Here is a 19,728-nt window from a genome sequence, read left to right as displayed (position 1 = left end):
GTTCCCTGACTGGTCTTCCGGCGCGACGCCGCGGAAGTGGGATCAACGTCACGACTCTACCGATTGCCATTTTAAGTCATGCGGCGTAATTTTTTTAAGACGCGCAGCGTAATTTTTGATATTTAGGAGTTCGACTATGACCACCACCGCATCGCCGGAAACCGAGCATCCGCCAGGCGAGCCCACGGAAGTCGAGGCTGCTGCTGCTCGAGCCCGAAAAGAGCAGATCGGCCGATATGTCGCGATGATTCTGCTGCCCTTCCTGATGGTCGGCATGATGATCACGGGGTATCTGGCCGCGATGCACGCGCCTTCCCCGAACAACATGCCGATTGCGGTGGCCGGGCCGATCCAGCAGGCCGATCAGTTTGCTGCTGCGCTCGAGGCGTCCGATCCGTCGGCCGTCGATGTGCGAGTAGTCAGTAGCGAGGACGAGGCACGTCAACTCCTCCTGGGCCGTGAGGTATCCGGCGTCGTGTCGTTGCCCGCTACGGGAGGCGACACAGCAACGGTCTACACCGCGAGTGCGGCCGGTGCTGCTCAAGTCTCGACGGTCACCGGACTTGTCGCCCCACAGGTGCTGGAGCAGGGGCTCAACGTGACGGTCGAGGATCTGGCTCCATTGCCTGCCCATGACACCGCTGGTCTGGCGGCGATGTTCATGGCCACGGCGCTCATGCTTGCGGGCTACATGCCGCTGAGTATCACGCTGTCCAACTCGCCGGAGCTGCTGCGATTCCGCCGAGTCGTACCACTTCTTGCCGGATGGTCTGCGCTGATCGCAGCGCTCGTGTGGTTGGTCACCGGCCCGATTCTCGGTGCAGTCGAGGGCCATACGGCGGCAGTTCTCGGAATCTCCTGGCTCGCTGTCTTTTCCGTCGGTTCCGTGCAGTTGTTCCTTACCCGGATATTCGGGCCGATGGCGGTTCTGGTCGGCATGCTGTTCATCATGGTGCTCGGCGTCCCGGCCTCGAACATGGGAATGTCGGTCTACACCCTGCCGTCGATCTATGCGACGCTGCACGGGTTCCTGCCCACTGCGGCAACGGGTGAGGCGCTTCGATCAGTGCTGTACTTCGGCGGCGACGGTCTCGGCTCGCACCTGATCGTTTTGGCGCTCGGAGCAGCGCTTGCGCTTCTCGCGACCTTGGGCGTCGACGCGCTCAAGCGTCGTCGCAGTCCTGACGGTGGTGCGCCTGAGGTGTCCATGGCGTCGCTGACTGCTGGGCCACGTCCGACCAGCAACAAGGTTCGCTACGCCACGCTCGCGTTCTTCCCGTTTGCCATGGTTGTGCTGATGCTTTCGGTCATGCTCGGAGCGATGTATCAGCCGGCGCCCCGTGACATGCCGGTCGCTGTGGTTGCCGCCTCGAGCGAGCAAGCTGAGCAGGCCGTTGTGGGACTTGAACGGAACTTGGGCGGATTGTTCGATCTGCGTGCAGTCGATTCGGTGGACGCAGCCAGCGACCTCGTTCAGGACCGCACGGTTGTCGCAGCATACGTACTGCCGTCCGCCGATTCACCGACCGCGACCCTGATCACCAGCCAAGCTGCCGGCATGAGCCAGCAGCAAGCAGTGGCAGCTGTTTTCACGCAGGTTGCCCAGGGCCAGCAGGTGCCGCTGACCACGCAGGATCTTGCGCCGCTTGCCGATTCCGATTCCAGCGGCACGGTCAGTATGTACATTGCGATGGGCTGGATCATGTCCGGCTTCATGATCATCGTCGTCGCGAGCAGTGCTGCGCCCACGGTGATGAAGTTGCGGACTCTGCTCCCGGTGCTAGCCGGGTGGTCGGTCTTCATGTCCGCCGTGATCTGGACAATTGCCGGACCTGTAGTCGGAGCGATCGACGGCCACTTCTGGCAGCTCTTCGGAACCGGAATCGTCGCGATCTTCTGTACCGCGCTGTTCACGACGGTGTTCGCACGGCTACTCGGGCTCCTCGCAGTCATCCCGGCGGTCGCAATCTTGATGTTCCTCGGGGTTCCGGCGTCTGGTGGTGCGATGTCGGTCTACATGGAACCAGAGATATTCCGAGTGCTCCACGGCATCCTGCCGATGCCTGCTGCCGTGGAATCGGTACGGTCGATTCTGTACTTCGGCGCGGACACAGTCGGGTCGCATCTGATCACGTTTGTGATCTGGGGCGTTGTCTCCTTGCTGTGCGTCATGGTCATCGACAAGGTTCGTTCCGCTCGGGCCGAAGATCTGCCCCCGGAGCACGCGGATCTGCCCCAGGCTCAGCTGTCTGCTGTTTAGCGACGACGTGAACGGTGTCCTCGCTCTGCAAACACACGACGTATCGGAAACGATGACAGCAGGGCGAGGACACCGAGCGAACCTACGGCCGCGACGCCCAGGAGAGCCGCGTCGCGCGCGCGGTTGTCCGGCGGCGGCGGTACGGGCAGCGCAGCCAGAGTCGAGGTGTGGTGACCGAGCGGATAGGTTTCGACATCGCTCGGCAGCGCGGTGACGGCTGCCAACGGATCGACCACCCCATGCCCGACGTAGGGGTTCCAGCCCTCGGCCGGGGCGTGCGCCGTCGACTCGATGCGCTGAACTACCTGTGCAGCAGTGAGATCCGGGTATCGGGATCGAACCAGCGCCGCGGTTGCCGCGACGTACGGCGCCGCAAAACTTGTCCCGTTGATCGCTTGAACGGAGCCGTCCGGGCCGTACGTTCCGTTGGTCAACCCAGGTTCGGTGGGATGGAGTGACACTACTGCGGTACCGGGAGCGGCCACATCGACCCAGGGACCACCGAGGCTGAACGAACTTGCCGCCCCGTTGGGATCGACGGATCCGACGGTCAGTACGAAGTCGTCGTACCAGGCGGGGCTGGCGAGCGTGTTGACCGAATTCCACAGGTCAGCATGGGGTGTCAGCGGGCTAGGAGTGGGATTCTGGCTCTTGCAGCCGCCGGATCCGACATTTCCTGCCGCGGCCACGACAACGATGTCCTTGACGAGCGCGGCGTATTGGATTGCGGCACCGAGGCGTTGATCGTTGATACCCTCGGCTGCCGACTTGCACGCAACTTCGGAGATGTTGATGACGGTGGCTCCCATGTCGGCGGCGTGACGGACAGCCATGGCCATCGTGTCGACATTTCCGTACCCCGACGAGTTCTCGGCGATTTTCGGGTCGCCTTGGCTGCCGGCAAGGGAGTACGCCGAACTGGACTGTCGGATCGTAATGATTGTCGCGCCGGGTGCGGCGCCGGAGAAGCCTGACCCAGTCACAGGTTGAGCGCCGATCAACCCAGCGACGACGGTACCGTGGGCGTCGCAATCCTCCGTTCCGTCGGCAGCTCCCACGTAGTCGCCACCGGGTTCCAGATTGGGAAGTCGGGGATGACGGCTGACTCCGGTATCGATCACCGCGACACGCTGCCCTGCGCCGGTCGTGATCGGCCAGACCGCATCGAATGCCAAGTCCAGCTGGGCAGGAGGGACATTGGCACCGTCGCCGCCCGACACTGCCGGGACGCACAGAGTGCGCTGTTGCGTGGCTTGCGGTGGCGCCGCGGGGCCGTCTTCGGGAAGCATCAACGGATCGACGGGTGGCGGCATCGCGCCGACAGCTACGCCTTGCCCCGCACATAGTGCGAGTGCGGCGATGGCGAGGAGTGTCGCAGTCCAGGATATTCCACGGTTCATGCGTGTATGTCCGACGCTCAGAGTCCGCGCATGACCGAAAATAGATCGGTCACCCAACAGATCAGAGGCACGATCAGCGCGATTGCAGCCAAGTCGACCAACTCTGCAACCCGTCGCATCACCGGGCTGAACACCCGGTTCGGTGCGAGGATGCCGAGCACGAGTGCCAGGATGAGAACGGCCATGGCGAGGGCAAATATGACGACGGCGTCGTCTTTGTGTGACCAGATCTGGGCGCCCAGAACAACTAGCACGATGGCAGCCCCACACGCGATGAGGGGAACCGCCTGGGCGGTACCGGCAAATGTGCGTCCGCGGAGCATCAGAACGCCTGCGGTGACTCCGGCAAGGGCAAGGCCGGACCAGACGATTCCGTCGTCGGTATGGACCGCGGCCACACTCAGCGCACCGGTCATGGCCGTCACGGATGTCGCGACCACCAAACCGGTCAGGTAACTGCGGGCGCGTCCGGTTCGCTCGGTCAGTTCGTCGAAATTCGGCATGTCGGGTTCGGCGGCAAGATCACGAGCTTCGTCCAAGGGATTTGCCGGTACCGGCACTGGCGGCAACGGAAGCTTGGCAAGAATCATCGATAGCCGGGCCGAGTAGGCGAGGGTGATCAGCGCGAGTGCGATGGCGACTGCGCTTATAGTTTCCAGCGAAACGCGCGGCAGCAGCGTTGCTGCCGCAGTAGCTGCGGTTGCGGCCAACGAGATGCCGAAAAGTGCTGTGAATGTGGCTAACCCGACGCCGCAGAGGCGCAGGCATAGTAAAGCGACCGATGCGACGAGCACGGAACCCATGAGAAGGTGTGGCGCCTCTAGGTCGTCGGGCACGGCAAGGAGACCAGCCGTGAATGCAAGTGGAACGCCGGCGCAACCGAGGACCAGTGCGCTTCCACTGTCGTGGTAGACGCGGGCTGTCACGATCGACGCAATGGTCAGTAGAAGGGACGTGATGAAAGCGCAAGTGGCACCCGATATTCCGCTTGCGCCGACAATCAGCGCGGCGGAGCCGAGCATCGATGCGAGGACAGCGATCACAGAGCCGGTGATCCGTGCGGCCAGTGGTGTCCACCGCCGGTAGGTCTGCGCGTCGGTGGCGGCGACGGTGTACATGATGTCGTCGAACAACGGCGGTGGAGCGGCAGCGTCCGCGGCTTCGAGAACGAGTAGTTCTCCGTCACGGATTCCATGCTCGTGAAGGGAGAGCGTGCCCGACAGCGGTGCGCGGCCAACCTTGGCCAGTGTCCAGTCCGTCGGTTCGAATTGTTCGGATACGGTGTCGAAATCGTTGGAGCCGCTGTGGCTTCGAATAGTGTCGACTATGCCGGGAATGACCAGTACGAGCGGAATGCGCAGCGGCACTGCGAGATCGACCTGCGAATGTGCCGACAGAACTGTCAGTCGACACAGCTCTGCCGACGGTGCGCTACGACGATCACCTGGCGCCGCCGGCGCCGTGTCGGTTGTCGACATGCTCATGAATCAACCCCACTGTTCACTGTCGAACCCCACCCTTCGACGCGATTCCCCGTTCGCGTCCCCCTTCTTTATCGGAACCATACGACACCGGACTGGGAATTGCTGCCGCCACTGCTCCAGTGGAACGGTTGCGCTCGAAGGTCTTGTCGGCCCGATGGGTTAGTGTCTTCTCGTTGCGTGGACTTTGTGCCGTGGGGGCGGTCCGGTTGATGTCGGACACATCGCAGCGCTGTAGGGGGCGAAGTGAGTACAGTCAGATTTTTGCGTCGGGCTCGGCGTGAGGCGCCGCGGGCGCCAGGCGGCGAGGTGACGTTGCAGGCGCCGCCCGAGATCCCTCGTGCGACTCCTGGCAATCTGCTGACCAAATTGCTGCCGGTGGTGATGGTGGTGGCAATGATCGGCATGGTCGCGTTGATGTTCACGTCGGGAATGGCGCGAAATCCCATGTCCCTGTTGTTTCCGATCATGATGATGGTCTCGATGCTCGGGATGCTGGCCGGTGGGGGCCGTAGTGGTGGCGCGCGGACCGCCGAGGTCAACGAGGACCGTAAGGACTATCTTCGTTATCTCGATCAGTTGCGTCGTGATGTCGACGAGACCGGGCAGGCGCAACGTCGGGCACTCGAATGGAGTAGTCCGCAGCCGTCGTTGCTGTGGACCCTGGCAGGCACGTCACGCATGTGGGAGCGTCAGATAACGGACCCCGATTATTGTCACGTGCGTGTCGGTCTCGGCAGTCAGAGACTGGCGACTCGTCTGATCTCGCCGGAGACCGGACCGGTTGAAGACCTCGAACCGGTTGCATCCGTGTCGCTTCGACGATTTGTCCGTTCCCATTCGGTGGTCGAGGATCTTCCGACTGCGGTATCGCTGCGGGGGTTCGCCTCGATAGCGCTCGAAGGTCAGCGGGACGCGGCGCGGTCGTTGGTCAGGGCGATGTTGATGCAGTTGTGTACTTTTCACGGTCCTGACATATTGCAGATCGCTGTGGTGCGTGGCCCCGATACTCAGGTCGAATGGGAATGGGTCAAGTGGTTGCCGCACACGCAGCACCCGGAGGCATATGACGGGGCGGGCGCGGCGCGGATGGTGTACGGCTCCTATCTCGAGTTGGAAGGTGCTCTGGGTGAGCAACTTTCGATGCGAGGCCGCTTCTCGCGAAACGCGCCCGCATCGTCAGGTGTGCCGCATGTCGTCGTTGTCGTCGACGGCGGATTGCTGGAAGGCGATTCGGGTCTGTTGACGGGAGCGGGTCTGGATTCGGTGACGATCCTGGACCTGTGTGGTTTCTCGTCGTCGTTGTCGGCCAGTCGTGGTTTGCGTCTGGTGGTCGCTCCCGATCAAGTGGGCGCGGTCAGTAGTGCCGGCGTCGAGAAGTTTGCGCGCCCTGATTCCGTCTCCACGACTACCGCCCAGACCTTCGGCCGACGGATGGCACCGTACCGTGCTGCTTCACAGAACGCTGTCGATTCGGGGGGCGACGACACGGCGTCGCGCTCGTGGAGTCAGATGCTGGGCATCGGAAACGCTGCGCGGTTCAACCCGGAGCATGCGTGGTTGCCTCGCCAGGGACGTGATCGACTGCGGGTGCCGATCGGTGTCGGTGCCGACGGTCAACCTGTCGAACTCGACCTCAAGGAATCCGCTGAGAACGGAATGGGGCCGCACGGTTTGTGCATCGGGGCAACAGGTTCGGGAAAATCGGAGTTTCTTCGGACGCTTGTGGTCGGTTTGATCGCGACACACTCGCCGAACGCCCTCAATCTTGTCCTCGTGGATTTCAAGGGTGGGGCAACCTTCCTCGGTCTCGAAGAGGCACCGCACGTTGCGGCCGTCATCACCAACCTTGCCGAAGAACTGGCCATGGTGGACCGAATGCGCGACGCACTTGCCGGTGAAATGAACCGTCGTCAAGAACTCCTCCGGGCCGCGGGCAACTTCGCAAATGTGTCGGACTACGAAAAAGCCCGGATGGCGGGTGCCGCACTCGACCCGCTGCCTGCCCTGTTCGTCGTAGTGGACGAGTTCTCCGAATTGCTCAGTCAACAACCGGAATTCGCTGACCTCTTCGTGGCGATTGGCCGGCTCGGCAGATCGCTGCACATCCACCTGCTGCTTGCCAGCCAACGTCTGGACGAAGGGAAATTGCGTGGGCTCGACAGTCATCTGTCGTACCGAATCGGCTTGAAGACATTCTCCGCCAACGAGTCTCGGACCGTGTTGGGGGTCCCCGACGCATACTATCTACCCGGAAATCCAGGCGCCGGATATGTGAAAGCGGATTCTGCCGAGATCGTGCGCTTTCAAGGCGCGTACGTCTCCGGACCCTACGAGGGTGCGAGGATTGCGCCGACGCGACTTGCGACGGAACAATCCGTCGGTCTCGCTCCGGTGTTGTTCACCGCTGCGACGGTGATCAGTGATCACCTCCCGGAGGATGTGGTGGAGCCGGACTTCGTAGATATGGGGGAGGCAGGTGACGAATCACGAACGCTCATGGGAGTTCTCGTCGACAGGATCAAGGAGTACGGTCCGCGCGCGCACGAAGTGTGGCTTCCTCCGCTCTCCGAGTCTCCGACGCTCGATCAGCTTCTTCCGCGCGCCGTGTCGCGTGATCCGAATCTGCCCCGTGGGAATTTGAGTGCAGCGTTCGGAATTGTCGACAGGCCGTTCGACCAGCGGCGCGACCCACTTGTCGTCGACCTCAACGGGTCGACCGGAAATGTAGCGATCGTCGGCGGCCCGCAGTCGGGGAAATCGACGGCACTGCGGACCCTGATCATGGCGTTTGCTCTGACGCATACCGCGGAGCAGGTGCAGTTCTATTGCCTCGATTTCGGCGGCGGAACCTTGCTGGGACTGCGGGACCTTCCGCACGTCGGTTCGGTGGCAAATCGTCTCGATCAGGACAGGGTCCGGCGAACAGTGGCGGAGGTTTCGACGGTAGTGCAGCAACGGGAGCGACTCTTCCGTGAACTCGGTATCGACTCGATGGGCGAATTCCGGCGACTGCGCACTGCCGATCCCCGCGGAGTTGGTGTCGCCGCCGGCCTCGAACGCGACAGGTTCGGCGATGTCTTCCTGGTGATCGACGGGTGGCCAAGCGTTCGTTCCGACTTCGAATCTCTGGAAGGGCCGATCAGTATCCTTGCGGCGCAGGGATTGTCATTCGGGGTTCACGTCATGGTCACCGCGCCGAGGTGGGCAGATATTCGGCCGGCATTGAAGGATCAGCTCGGCACGCGGATTGAACTTCGCCTGGGTGACCCAGGAGACTCCGACGCGGGGCGCCAGAAAGCGAATCTGGTTCCGGAACGTCATGCGGGGCGCGGTATCACTCGTGAAGGCTTGCACTTGTTGACCGGGCTTCCGCGTATGGATGGCATCTCCAGCAGCGTAGAACTGAGCGCCGCGGTATCTGATTCGGTGATCCGCATCGCGGCTATGTCGACGTCCCGACCCGCTCCACCAGTTCGGATGCTCCCTGAATCATATACGCGTGCAGAGCTTCTCGCGTCTATCGGAGACAGGTGGCCGCAGGCAAGCGCGGGTGACGGTCGGTGTCTGCGGGTACCTGTCGGGCTGGGTGAAACCGACCTCGAACCTGTCTACATGGACTTCGCGGAGCATCCGCACCTCCTGATATTCGGCGATACCGCCTGCGGGAAAACGTCGCTGCTCCGCGGCATAGCCGAAGGGATCATGGCGTCGAACACACCGGCGCAGGCGAAATTGATCATCGGTGACTATCGCCATTCGATGTTGGGTGTGGTCGACGGCAATCACCTCGGTGGATACTCGGCCTCAGCGGCGACATTCGGTGAACTGATGGCGGACCTTGCTCGGATCGTCGGCGGAAGAATGCCGAATTCGGATACGACGCAACAACAACTGCGAGAACGCTCGTGGTGGTCGGGACCGGAAATCTACGTGATCATCGACGACTACGACCTGGTGGCAACATCCACCGGCAACCCGGTGGCGGCATTGCTCGAGTTCATTCCCCACTCGAAGGACGTGGGGCTGCATCTGGTGATCGCCCGACGATCCGGCGGGGCAGGGCGTGCACTGTTCGAACCGGTGATTGCCCGGATCCGCGACATGGCACCTGCCGGCGTCGTGATGAGTGGCAGCCGCGACGAGGGGAATCTGGTTGGCGCCGTGCGTGGTTCCGAGATGCCGCAGGGGCGGGGTACGTACGTGTCTCGGTCGCAGACCCAGCTGGTGCAGCTACCGTGGATGCCACCGCTGTGACATCGGGTCACACGTTGTCGGTGTCTGTTCATATAGGTTCGTCCAACGCGTGGTCGGCAACCGGGCAACGCGAATTCTGTTGCAGAGTCGACACCGAGCAGCATTCGTCGCCGGCCGCCGCGTTGCCTGCAGTCAATCCGCTCGATTTCATCGACGACAACTACATGGAGATCGGTGGACGAATCGTGCCTACCGATCTCGAACTGGTGCACTTGATTTTGCACACCGTGCAAGGTTGCGGTCTGGCAGATGCGGATGTGCTGTACCTGAGCTATCCGACCGAGTGGGGAAATACCCGAAAGGGACGGTTGCTCGACGCTGCGCGCCAGGTCGGGTACGACGTTGTCCTGGTCCCGACCGCGATTGCGATTGCGCGCGCCACCCGGGGGAGCTGGCGAGCGAGGTGCATCGTGGTGGAGATCCGCGGTGGTGACGTTGTCGTTTCGTGTGTGCGCGATTTCGACGGAGACGTCACGCTCATGAACACCCAGCGCAGAGCACTGTCGGAATTGCCGCAACTATTCGGTGAATTCGAGGAACTGACAGTTCGGGACTCTGTAGTAGTTGTCGGGCGACATTCGCATTCGATTGCGTCGTCCTTGGAGCGTGGGTCGCGAAGCATTCACGGCTATGCGAGCGTGCGTGTTCTCGACGAGAGTCGGATCGTGCGAGCGATCGTTGATCCGCGGGTGCGTCTGGAGTCGGTCACAGCAGAAAATTCGGCGGGTCGGGCTGTGGACAACTCGGCATTCGGAGATCGGTGGGTGCCGCCGTCAAGGCTGGTCACGCCAGCCGATTCGGGTGTCCGCCAGCGCCGATGGTTGCCGGCGCTGGCGGTGTCAGTCGTTGCTGTCGGACTGCTCGGGGTGGGCGTGGCGGTCGCGACCGGGCGAGGCAGCGTAGAAGGCACTGCGGTCGAAGGTACTGCGGTCGAAGCCCGAACTACTGACGGTGAGTCTGCCGATGTGGTGCCGCCGACCGCACAACCGACCACACTGGGGAGTGCCCAGCCGAGCACGCTGGTGCCTTCCACTACGTCGGCCGTGGCGACGACAACAATCCCGCTCGCCGGTGGCAACGTGAGCGTTGTCGTGCCGGCGGGGTGGGCGCCCGATCGCGGCGGATCGGCCGCAGGACGGATGGACTTGATTCCGGCGTCTGGGAATGATCGCAAAATCGTCATCGTCGAGAAGGAACTCCGTGCAGGCGTCGAGTTCGACGCGGTCGAGATCGATCTGCGTGAGCAGCTTTCGGCGATAGAGGATCCACTCCGCTTCGGAAACCTCGAGTCCACTGTTGCCGTGGACGGACGAAAGGTTCTGTTGTACAGGGAATTTCCGGATGGATATTCCGAAGTTCGGTGGCAGGTATTTGTCGAACGTGGCAGGCAGGTGAGTATCGGGTGCCAGTACCTCGTCGGTGAATGGGACGCGTTCGAGCCGGAGTGCGTTCAGATCGTCGAATCACTGTCGTCCGTGAATTGACCGCGCGAAATTTCTTTTCGAACCGCCGGAACCGTCGGCGAGTGCGCGGCGTCCAAGTATGTGTAGCGCACATCAGGTACTTGTTGCCGGCGAAGGTCCGCCGGATGTGAGCCACCGCCGACACCGCGCATGCACATCACAACCAGGGGGAAACATGGGCTTTACCGCAACTACCGCTGAATTGATCAGTTCGGCGAATGTCATCAACGGTCATTTGGGCGACATCAGAGGTCTGGTGAATGCTGTTCGATCCGAGGCGGAGGCGTCGAGCGGTTCGTGGAAGGGCAGTGCGCACACCGAATACGCCGACATCATGGTGCGCTACAACAACGCTGCCATGAAGCTCGATACGGCGCTGGGCGATATCTGTGAGCAGATCAAGCAGTCGGCCGGAACGTTCGACAGCGCAGAATCCGACAACGTGAGTTCGTTGCGCGGCGCGACCGTCAACATGTCCTGAGTGCTCTGAATCAGGCTCCGCGCAAGAACATTCGGTGAGTCGAATCAGATCGACCCGGATGCGACAGACATACAGAGATCAGATTCGATACGGACACAAAGTGGAACGGGAGTGGTTATGAGCGAGAACATGATCAGGTACGACTTCGGCGGACTTGCCATGTTGTCTGACGAAATGAAGCGTCAGGCGCAGGCGATCAACGACAAGCAGGGCGCGATCAAGGTTGTTGTCGACAACCTGCAGGCGGGATGGGAAGGTGCGGGTTCTGAAGCCTGGAACGACGCTCAGCGTCGGTGGGGGCAGGCGTCGGAAGAGTTGAACATCGTGCTGGCTCAGATCGCCAACGCAACCGCGAGTGGTTCCGATTCGATGCGCGACGCCGATCGCGCCGCCGCGAACGGCTTCGGGCGCTGACTTCACGTCGCATGTGGCTTTCCGTTTTCTACCCCGACGAGCATCGGTCGTCGGGGTAGAAAGCTCTTGTATGAATGCTGCCAACGGTAGTCCGGACTCTCTTTGACCGGAGACGGTTGATACCGGTATCGTCTATCGGTGGCGTGCCGTAGGCCTCCGCATGTTGATGTCCGGATGTTTGATCGTGTGTTCGACTGCACGTTCGATTCCCGGAACTCGATGCGCAGGGTCCAGCGGTTCTCGGGTCTCAACTGGCCGCCGAGAATTGTCTATGCGATACGCACATGGTCAGCAGTGGAATGAATTAAGACGAGGAAGTTCTGTGTCTACGTACACCCCGAAGGCCGGAGATGTGACCCACACGTGGCACGTCATCGACGCCACCGACGTGGTGCTGGGCCGTCTTGCCGTTCAGGCAGCGACCCTGCTGCGCGGTAAGCACAAGCCCACCTACGCTCCGCACATCGATGGTGGCGACTTCGTCGTCGTCATCAACGCCGAGAAGGTTGCCATCAGCGGCAACAAGCTCGTTGGCAAGAAGGTCTACCACCACTCCGGATTCCCGGGTGGCCTGAAGTCCCGCACCGTCGGAGAGGTCCTCGACCGGACCCCCGATCGCCTCGTGGAGAAGGCCATCGTCGGCATGCTCCCGAAGACCAAGCTTGGTCGCGCGATGAGCAGCAAGCTCAAGGTCTACGCGGGCCCGAATCACCCCCACACCGCGCAGCAGCCGGTGCCGTTCGAGATCAAGCAGGTCGCACAGTGACATCGCCGGAAGAGCAGAACGTGACCGAAGAAAACATCGAGGCAGTGGAAGAATTCGCCGCCGAAGCAGTCGAGGTCGTCGAAGAGGTTGCAGCGGCTACGCTGGCACCGATCGTCATCGATCGCCCGATCCAGACCGTTGGTCGTCGTAAGGAAGCGGTCGTCCGCGTCCGCATGATCCCCGGCACCGGCCAGTTCAAGCTCAACGGCCGCACCATCGAGGATTACTTCCCGAACAAGGTGCACCAGCAGCTGATCAAGGCTCCGCTGGTTACGGTTGAGCGTCCCGAGTCTTTCGACATCGTTGCACTGCTGCACGGTGGCGGACCGTCCGGTCAGGCAGGCGCGTTGCGTCTGGCTATCGCTCGTGCGCTCATCGAGGTCACCCCCGATGATCGTCCGGCACTCAAGAAGGCCGGCTTCCTGACCCGTGACGCTCGCGCAGTCGAGCGTAAGAAGTACGGACTGAAGAAGGCTCGTAAGGCATCGCAGTACTCGAAGCGTTGATGCTTCGCCGAGGTTGACCGGCTGGTCTGCTTCGGCACCTGTTCGACTCGAGAGCAGGCGTCCATCGTTACCGGACGCCTGCTCTTGTGTTTTTCGGGAAAGATATTTCACAGAACTCGCACAAGATATTCAGGGAGTTGTTCGATGGGGCGGTTGTTCGGAACTGACGGTGTGCGCGGCTTGGCCAATGGTGATCTGACGGCGGATCTTGCGCTGCGATTGTCGATAGCGGCTGCGCATGTTCTGGCAGCTGAATCAACCAGTGGTGGCACCCGCCGCCCGACCGCGGTCGTCGGACGCGATCCTCGTGCGAGCGGTGAAATGCTCCAGGCAGCTGTCACGGCGGGGCTGACTTCGGCCGGTATCGACGTCTTGGATGTCGGCGTTCTGCCGACACCAGCGGTTGCCTATCTGACTGGTTTGTTCGATGCGAGTCTCGGCGTGATGATCTCCGCCTCTCACAATCCGATGCCGGACAACGGCATCAAGATCTTTGCCGCGGGTGGACACAAACTCGACGACGATGTCGAGGCCGCAATCGAGGCCGCCATCGACGGTGGTGTGGCGCCGAAGTTGCCGACCGGCGCGGGTATCGGGCGAGTACGCCCGGTCGGTGATGCCGCTGCGCTCTACTTGCAGCATCTCGGCACCGCTCTGACGCAGCCGCTCGACGGCCTGACCGTTGTTGTGGACTGCGCAAACGGGGCAGCCTCCGAGGTCGGCCCGGCGGCCTATCGGGCTGCGGGTGCGACGGTGATCGCGATCAGCGCCGAACCGGACGGCCTCAACATCAACGACGGTTGTGGATCCACTCACCTGGAGAATCTGCAGAAAGCAGTGGTCGAGCACGGCGCCGATCTTGGTCTTGCCCACGACGGTGACGCCGACCGTTGCCTCGCCGTCGACGAGACCGGGGCAGTGATCGACGGCGACGTGATCATGGCGGTGCTGGCGGTGGCGATGCACGAATCCGGAGAATTGGTCGACAACACACTTGTGGCGACCGTAATGAGCAACCTGGGTTTGCACCTTGCGATGCGGGCAGCGGGTATCGACGTGGTCACAGCGGCGGTCGGTGACCGCTATGTGTTGGAAGAACTTCGTACCGGCGGATACAGCTTGGGCGGCGAACAGTCCGGACACGTGGTGTTCCCCGGATTCGGAACAACCGGAGACGGCGTGCTCACCGGACTTCGATTGCTGGCCAGGATGGCGCAGACGGGTAAGTCGTCCTCGCAGCTCGCCGCAACGATGACGTCGCTTCCGCAGGTCTTGGTGAATGTGAGGGTGGAAGACAAAGCAGCAGTTGCCGCAGCGACCTCGGTAATGGCAGCGGTCGCCGATGCCGAGCGTGTGCTCGGTGACGCCGGCCGTGTTCTGCTTCGACCTTCCGGTACCGAACAATTGGTGCGAGTCATGGTCGAAGCTGCGGATCTCGGTGTGGCACGCAAGCTTGCCGACGAGCTGGCAGAAACCGTCGCAGCGGTGTAACCGCATGTAGCGTGATCGTCCGGTGGGGAACTGAATTCTCGTGGGAACGACCCACGGGGTTCGTGCGTCCAAGTAGTCATGGACCGCCGGATCTTTCGTGCGGCCGGGCGAAACGGAGTTCCGCATGGATATCGACCACACTGCTACCGATGAGCTCGAGCGTCGGACAGCGGCGCTTGCGCAACAGATGGGTGTGACTGCACGAACGTTGGAATTTCCCGAGTTCTCGGGCGCGTGTGCAGGCCGGGATTACGTCGAGTGTGGCAACACGCTAGCTGCTGCGCTGGGTGGGCTCCGGATACGGATGGTGGAACGTGCCCAGTTCGTCGAGGCTCTCGGCGCGCGTATCGGTACTTCCGCCCAAGCGATTGCGGATGTCGATCTGGGATTGGCAGACCAATTGCGAATGCACAGCCGCGAGTATACGAAATCAGGTTTCTGATGCCGATTCGCAATGCGGCCACGTCGACAGCTTCGGCAGATGCTGCGGAATCTATTATTGCGCAACGTAATTCGTTGTCGGTTCCGGACGAAATTCTCGACTCCGGTAGCGTCGGATTGGATTTCTTCGAGCGTTTTCACGACGCGGCCACTCGTCTCGGTATCGAAATGCGACCGCTGGGTAGCTACGACGAGATGTATCGTGCCGAATCGGGAATCGATCTGCAGGCTCTGCACGCTGACGTGTCGACGATGTCCCTTGCGGCGGAAGCGTCGTCGCGCGATTCGCAGGACTTCGCGGTCCTGTCCGAGTCGCTCGCGGAGATCTGGAATGTCGAGGCTGTGGACGACGTTGCCGGACGAGTGCGCGACGAGCAGCGAAGAGCGGAAGTCGACGTGGAGGCCATGCCGTTGCTGATTTCCGTCGCCGACGAGCTGGCAGGAATCGTTCGAACTGCTGTGGTGGACAAGGCTTTCAAGGTTGCGTCGCTGAATCGAGAAACGATCGGCGGTATCGATGCGCAGCGCATCGATCAGCTGGTGGACGTGAGCACGCAGCAAGGGGGCGTGGACGCAGTTGCCAAGGCTGCCACGTGGTTTGCGCCGTTGTCGGATGAGCAATTCAGAGCGGTGCGATATGCCGCGCCGGTCGATCAGATCGAAACTTGTAGAGCAGCAGCAGATCTCGTCAGACCTTGGATCGATCAGATCTTCAGGCCTGTGTACGTGGATACCCGCGACGAGTTCGACCGCGCCTGCGAGCAGGCCCGGGTGGCTCTGACCGACGCTTTCGGGGTTGCCGCCGGTATCGTCTCCGAACTGTTTCCGGTCGAGAGTGAATCTACCGAAACGCGGCATTCTTCAGTTCCGGCCGACGCAGCGCAGACATCCGTGCCGCAAGCAGTCGAACCGTCGGGGGACAGGGTTGCACCTGCACTCGAGTTGGCGGTCGGTGCAAATACCTGGGGGTTCTCGCTCGCGCCGGACGGACGTGGGGTCAGTCTTGAAGTTCGTGACCTGTCAGGGGAGTCCGTCACTGTCACTGTGGAATTGGACGAGCACGGCTGGCCGAGAATCGCGGTGGAGACGGATGCCGCTCCCGCAATGTCCGAGGCGCCGGAGCCCGCGCCGCAGCCGTACCAACCCCCTAATCCAACTCCAGTAGACACTCCGCCGTCAGAAGACCCTGCACCGCCAGAATACCGTGAGTCGCTGAACGAACCGATTGTGACCGGAGCCGAATTAGCCGGGGCGGGGCCGATATGAGTTTGTCGCAGTTCGACGCCATCAATGCGGCCATGGATTCGCAACTCACCGAATTTCGCATGCGACGATCTGCTGCCGAACGTGACCACCAACAGCGGTGTGCACAATTCGGCGAATTGTCTACCGGTGTGAAGGAGTTCGGGCGTTTGCCCTTCGAACAGGGCGCGTTTCTGCGATCAGCGTCCGCGTCGATGCCTGGCGATACTGCGATGCCTGGCGACGCTGCGAAGTCCGGCCAGCCGGTACAAGATTCGAGTGCTGATTACCGGGAAACTGCCTGGCTCCGGCGAGCGTCGGACTGAGAGTGGGTGTCGGACTGAGTATCCGCGTCGAACATGGGCGAGGTGTGCGGGAATTCGGTGTCCTGATCGGCAAATGCTTCGTAGCGCTTGTCGCCGGTCAGGTGGAATAGAAGGAATCCCGTCAGTAGGCAACGCGTCGTGGCCTGTGTTTTGCGCTCGGAGCCGCCGAGGCCCAATGCTCCCAGAAGGCGACGCCCTTCGATGAGACCAGCATCCTGGGCGTCGTCGACGGTTCGTCCGATTACGGGTCCGCCCCATTCGCGGGTGAGCGGGCGGGCGTTGCTGGTGAGTGAGTCGACGTCGTCCTCGCCGGCGAGGATCAGCCCGGGGGCTGTGATCTTGGACGCGTAGTTCTCGGCTTTGGGGGCGGTGGGTGCGGGGAAGAGCGCGGCGACGGCGGCGACGTTTCCACGTTGTGCGGCTGCGAGGACCGCGGCACCGGCACCCATCCCGTGTCCGGCAAATGCGACGTGGTCAGGATGAACGCTGATCTGCCCGGGACCGAGTCGGACGCCGACGCAGATGTCGAGGGTCGAGCGCAGGTCTGCGGCCAATCCGAGGTGCGAGGGGACGGGGCCACGCTCACTTTCGGGTGCTGCGGCGACAATTCCCCAGGAAGCGAGATGCTGAAGTGTTTGTTCGTATTTGTGCGCACCGACCATCCAGCCGTGCCCGAAGGCGACGGCGGGGAGATTGAAGCCCGTTTCCGGGGTGTAGACGACTCCTGGTTGACCGGCCAGAGCGAGGTTGCCGCGCAGAACGCGGTGCGGTCCGCGCTTGGACAGCTCACGGGTCAGTGCCTTCAGTTTCGGTGCCACGGATCAAGACGTTATCCGATGTGGCCGTCGGCGTGCCCTGGCAACCGCAGAATGCGCGTGCCACGGGTGTCCAAGTACCCTGATTCACCATGTGCGGAATCGTGGGATACGTCGGCCACCGCCCAGCTCTGGGTGTCGTGGTGGAGGCTTTGCGGCGAATGGAGTATCGCGGCTACGACTCCTCGGGAATCGCGATTCTCGACGGAGTGGGTGGCGTTGAGATCGAGCGTAAGGCCGGGAAGCTGGCCAACCTCGAAGCTGAGTTGGAAGAGATCGGTGCGGACAGCTTTGTCGGCTCAACGGGCATGGGTCATACCCGGTGGGCTACACATGGTCGACCGACCGATCGGAATGCCCACCCGCATCGCGACGCGAGTGGGAAGCTTGCGGTGGTCCACAACGGCATCATCGAGAACTTCGCTCCGCTGCGTGCTGAGCTCGAGGCTGCCGGCATCGAACTGCTCAGTGACACCGATACCGAGGTAACGGTCCATCTGGTGGCGCGTGCGTACGCGGAGGGCCCGACTGCGGGTGATTTCGTCGAGAGCGCGTTGTCGGTTGTCCGTCGTCTCGAAGGCGCGTTCACGTTGCTGTTCACGCACGCCGATCATGCGGACACGATTGTCGCTGCGCGTCGTTCGACGCCGTTGGTGGTGGGTGTCGGTGAGGGCGAGATGTTCCTCGGTTCCGATGTGGCGGCGTTCATCGAGCACACACGCGACGCGGTGGAACTCGGTCAGGATCAGGCGGTGGTGATCACCGCGAACAGCTACCGGATCTCCGATTTCTCCGGCAACGAAGCGCAGGGGCGCCCGTTCCAAATCGACTGGGATCTTGCGGCTGCCGAAAAGGGCGGTCACGACTACTTCATGCTCAAGGAGATCGAGGAGCAGCCGACCGCAGTTGCGGATACGCTTCTCGGGCACTTCGAGAACGGCAAGATCGTTCTCGACGAGCAGCGGTTGTCCGACCAGGAACTGCGCGACGTCGACAAGGTTTTTGTCGTGGCCTGTGGCAGCGCGTATCACTCCGGTTTGTTGGCGAAGTATGCGATCGAACATTGGACTCGGCTTCCGGTCGAGGTGGAGCTGGCGAGCGAATTCCGTTACCGGGACCCGGTTCTGGACCGTTCGACGCTGGTTGTTGCCATCTCGCAGTCCGGCGAGACCGCCGATACGCTCGAAGCCGTCAAGCATGCCAAGGATCAGAAGGCTCGGGTTCTCGCGATCTGCAACACCAACGGCGCGCAGATCCCCCGTGAGGCGGACGCTGTTCTCTACACGCGGGCGGGACCGGAAATCGCCGTCGCGTCCACCAAGGCATTCCTGGCGCAGGTGACGGCAAATTACCTTGTCGGGTTGGCCCTGGCGCAGGCGCGCGGCACCAAGTACCCGGACGAAGTTGCCCGTGAGTACGCGGACCTCGAGGCGATGCCGGCTCTGGTGAGCAAGGTCATCGAGAACGCGGAACCGATCCGTGAGCTGGCTCGCACGTTTGCGCATGCGTCGACGGTTCTGTTCCTGGGGCGTCACGTTGGGTACCCGGTTGCGCTCGAGGGTGCGCTCAAGCTCAAGGAGCTTGCGTACATGCATGCCGAGGGCTTTGCGGCGGGCGAGCTCAAGCACGGGCCGATCGCGTTGATCGAGGAGGGCCTGCCGGTCATCATCGTCATGCCGTCGCCGAAGGGCCGTGCGGTGTTGCACTCGAAGTTGGTGTCCAACATTCAGGAGATCAAGGCGCGTGGTGCAACGACGATCGTGATCGCCGAGGAAGGTGACGACGCAGTACGTGCGCACGCCGATCACCTGATCGAGATCCCGGCGTCGCCGACCCTGTTGCAGCCGTTGCTGTCCACGGTACCGCTGCAGATCTTTGCCGCGGAGGTGGCCGCGGCACGTGGCTACGACGTCGACAAGCCGCGTAACCTGGCGAAATCGGTTACCGTCGAATAGCTTTCGGTGAAATCAGTGAGGCCCGCAACCTTCCGGTTGCGGGCCTCACTGCTGCCGAAAGTTATTGAACGATCACAGTGCCTCGCATGTCGGGGTGCGGTGTGCACGTGTAGTCGTAGGTTCCGGGTTCGTCGAAGGTGGCCGTGTAGGTGCCCGACTTCTTGAGCGGGCTTCGGAGCAGGCTTCGGGCACTGCCGATGCCTTTGACGTCGTGGGCCATGCCTCCGTCGTCGAACACCCAGGTGACCGTGTCACCCACGTTCACGGTGATGGATGCGGGGGAGTAGGCCATCCCGGTGACGGTGACGACGGGGCCACTCAGCGTGGTTTCGGGCGCACTAGGGGTGGAATCCGTGCTGGAACTGCACCCGACGAGGCCGGCGGTGAGAACGAGGCCCGCGAACATCGGGACGAGACGTGATTTCATGGT

Annotated in this window: 16 protein-coding genes; 12 read left to right on the top strand and 4 right to left on the bottom strand. The window is 62.2% G+C overall.

Translation table 11 applies throughout. From position 1 onward, the window contains the following. Window positions 1-136 precede the first annotated feature (136 nt). Window positions 137-2,260, top strand: coding sequence for an ABC transporter permease (locus tag EEB13_RS04175; protein ID WP_141484678.1), 2,124 nt, complete (start codon window positions 137-139; stop codon window positions 2,258-2,260). On the opposite strand, the gene mycP is transcribed toward EEB13_RS04175, so the two are convergent. Both mycP and eccD read right to left on the bottom strand, forming a co-directional pair. Further along, window positions 2,257-3,660 (bottom strand): type VII secretion-associated serine protease mycosin, encoded by a 1,404-nt coding sequence (gene mycP / locus EEB13_RS04170; RefSeq protein WP_261984444.1) that lies wholly within the window; start codon window positions 3,658-3,660, stop codon window positions 2,257-2,259. The two genes, EEB13_RS04175 and mycP, sit on opposite strands and share 4 nt — an antisense overlap. A 17-nt stretch (window positions 3,661-3,677) precedes the next feature. Beyond that, window positions 3,678-5,144 (bottom strand): type VII secretion integral membrane protein EccD, encoded by a 1,467-nt coding sequence (gene eccD, locus EEB13_RS04165; protein ID WP_261984443.1) that lies wholly within the window; start codon window positions 5,142-5,144, stop codon window positions 3,678-3,680. 243 nt (window positions 5,145-5,387) lie between these two features. Between eccD and eccCa the strand changes: the two genes are divergently transcribed. The 10 genes from eccCa (at window position 5,388) to EEB13_RS04110 (ending at window position 16,528) form a co-directional block, all read left to right on the top strand. Beyond that, window positions 5,388-9,398, top strand: coding sequence for a type VII secretion protein EccCa (eccCa, locus tag EEB13_RS04160; RefSeq protein ID WP_141484677.1), 4,011 nt, complete (start codon window positions 5,388-5,390; stop codon window positions 9,396-9,398). Then, window positions 9,380-10,882: a type VII secretion-associated protein gene (locus EEB13_RS04155; RefSeq protein ID WP_222839785.1), complete on the top strand. Its 1,503-nt coding sequence runs from the start codon at window positions 9,380-9,382 to the stop codon at window positions 10,880-10,882. The genes eccCa and EEB13_RS04155 overlap by 19 nt, the downstream gene beginning before the upstream one ends. Before the next feature lie 154 nt (window positions 10,883-11,036). Next, the gene (locus EEB13_RS04150) at window positions 11,037-11,342 is read left to right on the top strand and encodes a WXG100 family type VII secretion target (RefSeq protein WP_033231349.1); all 306 of its coding nucleotides are present in this window, start codon (window positions 11,037-11,039) and stop codon (window positions 11,340-11,342) included. 117 nt (window positions 11,343-11,459) lie between these two features. After that, a complete protein-coding gene (locus EEB13_RS04145; protein WP_141484675.1) occupies window positions 11,460-11,756 on the top strand; it encodes a WXG100 family type VII secretion target in 297 nt (98 codons plus the stop codon). A 322-nt stretch (window positions 11,757-12,078) separates the two neighbouring features. After that, the gene (gene rplM, locus EEB13_RS04140; protein WP_033231347.1) at window positions 12,079-12,522 is read left to right on the top strand and encodes a 50S ribosomal protein L13; all 444 of its coding nucleotides are present in this window, start codon (window positions 12,079-12,081) and stop codon (window positions 12,520-12,522) included. After that, a complete protein-coding gene (gene rpsI, locus EEB13_RS04135) occupies window positions 12,519-13,028 on the top strand; it encodes a 30S ribosomal protein S9 (RefSeq protein WP_033231346.1) in 510 nt (169 codons plus the stop codon). Before rplM ends, rpsI begins: the two co-directional genes overlap by 4 nt. A gap of 144 nt (window positions 13,029-13,172) precedes the next feature. Next, the gene (gene glmM, locus EEB13_RS04125) at window positions 13,173-14,519 is read left to right on the top strand and encodes a phosphoglucosamine mutase (protein WP_141484674.1); all 1,347 of its coding nucleotides are present in this window, start codon (window positions 13,173-13,175) and stop codon (window positions 14,517-14,519) included. Between the two features lie 124 nt (window positions 14,520-14,643). Continuing rightward, entirely contained in the window at window positions 14,644-14,961 is a 318-nt protein-coding gene (locus EEB13_RS04120; RefSeq protein WP_051730218.1) for a hypothetical protein, read from the top strand. Beyond that, complete coding sequence (locus EEB13_RS04115) at window positions 14,961-16,226, top strand: hypothetical protein (RefSeq protein WP_141484673.1); 1,266 nt, start codon at window positions 14,961-14,963, stop codon at window positions 16,224-16,226. The genes EEB13_RS04120 and EEB13_RS04115 overlap by 1 nt, the downstream gene beginning before the upstream one ends. Next, window positions 16,223-16,528, top strand: coding sequence for a hypothetical protein (locus EEB13_RS04110; RefSeq protein ID WP_141484672.1), 306 nt, complete (start codon window positions 16,223-16,225; stop codon window positions 16,526-16,528). Before EEB13_RS04115 ends, EEB13_RS04110 begins: the two co-directional genes overlap by 4 nt. On the opposite strand, the gene EEB13_RS04105 is transcribed toward EEB13_RS04110, so the two are convergent. Further along, entirely contained in the window at window positions 16,489-17,346 is an 858-nt protein-coding gene (locus tag EEB13_RS04105) for a chlorophyllase/cutinase-like alpha/beta fold protein (RefSeq protein WP_051730217.1), read from the bottom strand. The genes EEB13_RS04110 and EEB13_RS04105 overlap by 40 nt on opposite strands. A gap of 89 nt (window positions 17,347-17,435) precedes the next feature. On the opposite strand from EEB13_RS04105, the gene glmS reads away from it, so the two are divergent. Further along, the gene (gene glmS, locus EEB13_RS04100) at window positions 17,436-19,298 is read left to right on the top strand and encodes a glutamine--fructose-6-phosphate transaminase (isomerizing) (protein ID WP_033231343.1); all 1,863 of its coding nucleotides are present in this window, start codon (window positions 17,436-17,438) and stop codon (window positions 19,296-19,298) included. 61 nt (window positions 19,299-19,359) lie between these two features. Here glmS and EEB13_RS04095 read toward each other — a convergent pair whose 3' ends face one another. After that, window positions 19,360-19,725, bottom strand: coding sequence for a plastocyanin/azurin family copper-binding protein (locus EEB13_RS04095; RefSeq protein ID WP_033231342.1), 366 nt, complete (start codon window positions 19,723-19,725; stop codon window positions 19,360-19,362). Between the last annotated feature and the right edge of the window lie 3 nt (window positions 19,726-19,728).

Source organism: Rhodococcus sp. WS3, from assembly GCF_003797085.1.
GTDB classification, from domain to species: domain Bacteria; phylum Actinomycetota; class Actinomycetes; order Mycobacteriales; family Mycobacteriaceae; genus Rhodococcus_F; species Rhodococcus_F globerula.
The sequence above is the reverse complement of the archived record's forward strand: the minus strand, read 5'-3'. Positions and strand labels throughout refer to the sequence as shown.

Coding starts and splice junctions, on each gene's coding strand:
- mycP (WP_261984444.1), bottom strand. CDS start 3,660: ATGAACCGTGGAATATCCTGGACTGCGACACTCCTCGCCATCGCCGCA.
- EEB13_RS04110 (WP_141484672.1), top strand. CDS start 16,223: ATGAGTTTGTCGCAGTTCGACGCCATCAATGCGGCCATGGATTCGCAA.
- EEB13_RS04095 (WP_033231342.1), bottom strand. CDS start 19,725: ATGAAATCACGTCTCGTCCCGATGTTCGCGGGCCTCGTTCTCACCGCC.
- glmM (WP_141484674.1), top strand. CDS start 13,173: ATGGGGCGGTTGTTCGGAACTGACGGTGTGCGCGGCTTGGCCAATGGT.
- EEB13_RS04120 (WP_051730218.1), top strand. CDS start 14,644: ATGGATATCGACCACACTGCTACCGATGAGCTCGAGCGTCGGACAGCG.
- eccD (WP_261984443.1), bottom strand. CDS start 5,144: ATGAGCATGTCGACAACCGACACGGCGCCGGCGGCGCCAGGTGATCGT.
- EEB13_RS04115 (WP_141484673.1), top strand. CDS start 14,961: ATGCCGATTCGCAATGCGGCCACGTCGACAGCTTCGGCAGATGCTGCG.
- EEB13_RS04150 (WP_033231349.1), top strand. CDS start 11,037: ATGGGCTTTACCGCAACTACCGCTGAATTGATCAGTTCGGCGAATGTC.
- EEB13_RS04145 (WP_141484675.1), top strand. CDS start 11,460: ATGAGCGAGAACATGATCAGGTACGACTTCGGCGGACTTGCCATGTTG.
- EEB13_RS04175 (WP_141484678.1), top strand. CDS start 137: ATGACCACCACCGCATCGCCGGAAACCGAGCATCCGCCAGGCGAGCCC.
- glmS (WP_033231343.1), top strand. CDS start 17,436: ATGTGCGGAATCGTGGGATACGTCGGCCACCGCCCAGCTCTGGGTGTC.